Origin of the sequence: Streptomyces ipomoeae 91-03 (assembly GCF_000317595.1) — a bacterium.
In the GTDB taxonomy this organism is placed as follows: Bacteria; Actinomycetota; Actinomycetes; order Streptomycetales; family Streptomycetaceae; genus Streptomyces; species Streptomyces ipomoeae.
Window position 1 is genome coordinate 1 of sequence record NZ_AEJC01000495.1, and the last position, 839, is coordinate 839.

At 73.1% G+C, this 839-nt stretch carries 1 protein-coding gene; it reads left to right on the forward strand.

Features of this window, described 5'->3' with window-relative positions; translation table 11 throughout:
• Nucleotides 1–839 (forward strand): S1 family peptidase (locus STRIP9103_RS32490; protein ID WP_009327539.1); only part of this gene is annotated, 839 nt, incomplete at both ends.

Here is an 839-nt window from a genome sequence, read left to right on the forward strand (position 1 = left end):
GCCTGGGCGATCGACCCCCGCACGAACAAGATCCAGGTCACCGCCGACTCCACGGTCACGGGCGAGAACTGGGACACCATCGAGTCGACGGTCAAGTCGCTCGGCTCGGGCATGGCGACCATCAAGAAGTCCGCCGGTACGTTCAAGACCTTCCTGGAGGGCGGCGACGCCATCTTCGGTGGCGGTGCGCGCTGCTCGGCCGGCTTCAACGTCACCAACGCCGACGGCACCCCGGGCTTCCTGACCGCCGGTCACTGCGGTGTCGCGGAGTCCGAGTGGTCCGAGGAGGAGGGCGGCGCGCCGATCGGCACCGTCGACGCGGCCACCGCCACGTTCCCCGGCGCCGGTGACTTCGCCCTGGTCAAGTACAACGACCCGGCGACCCAGGCGGCCAGCACCGTCGACCTCGGCAACGGCCAGACGGTGAACATCAACGCGGCCGGCGAGGCCACGGTCGGCCTCCAGGTGTTCCGCATGGGCAGCACCACCGGTCTCGCCGACGGCCAGGTCACCGGTCTCGACGCCACGGTGAACTACCCCGAGGGCACGGTCACCGGCCTCATCCAGACCGACGTCTGCGCCGAGCCCGGCGACAGCGGTGGCTCGCTGTTCACCGAGGACGGCCAGGCCATCGGTCTGACCTCCGGTGGCAGCGGCGACTGCACCGTCGGCGGCGAGACCTTCTTCCAGCCCGTCACCACCGCCCTCGCGGCGGTCGGCGCCACCATCGGCGACGGCGGCGCGGGCGCCGGCGAGGAAGCGGCCGGCGGTGCCGGTGACGCGGGTGCCGCCGCGGGCGCCGGTGAAGAGGCGGCCGGTGGCGCCGCCGCCGGTGCCGG